Annotated in this window: 1 protein-coding gene; it reads left to right on the plus strand. The window is 42.7% G+C overall.

From position 1 onward, the window contains the following. The coding region (locus FHK88_RS14485; protein ID WP_227429322.1) for a hypothetical protein at positions 1-350 on the plus strand (350 nt) is incomplete at its 5' end. Positions 351-468: the final 118 nt, after the last annotated feature.

The following is a 468-nucleotide window of genomic DNA, read 5'->3' on the forward strand; positions in this document are numbered from 1 at the left end:
GGGGGAAAGGAAGAGGAAAGAAAAAGAAAGGGGGGGGGAAAGAAGGAGGAGGGGAAGGAGGAAGGGAAGAGAAGAGGGGAAGAAAAGGGGAAAGAAGAGAAGAAAGGAGGGGGGGGAGAAGAAGGGGGAGGAGAGAAAGAAGAAAGAAGAGGAAAAAAGGGAAGAGAAGGAGGGAAGGGAGAAAGAAGAGGGAAAGGAGAAGGGAAAAGAAGAAGAGGAGGGGAAAGAAGAAAGGAAAGGAAGAGAGGAGGAGGAGGAGGGGAGAAAAGATGAGGAGAAGAAAGAGGAAGAGGGAAGGAGGAGAGAAGAAAGGAGAGAAAAAGAAGGGAAAGATATGGATTAGTAAGTAGAAAAAGGAAAGTGAGATGAAATAAAAGTTAATATAAAATAATGGTATGGAAAAAAAGAATTAAATAGGAAGGTAATTATAAAAATTCAAGCGCTACTTAACTGGCATCAACATGGTGT

Origin of the sequence: Psychrobacter sp. I-STPA6b (assembly GCF_020662265.1) — a bacterium.
Taxonomy (GTDB): domain Bacteria; phylum Pseudomonadota; class Gammaproteobacteria; order Pseudomonadales; family Moraxellaceae; genus Psychrobacter.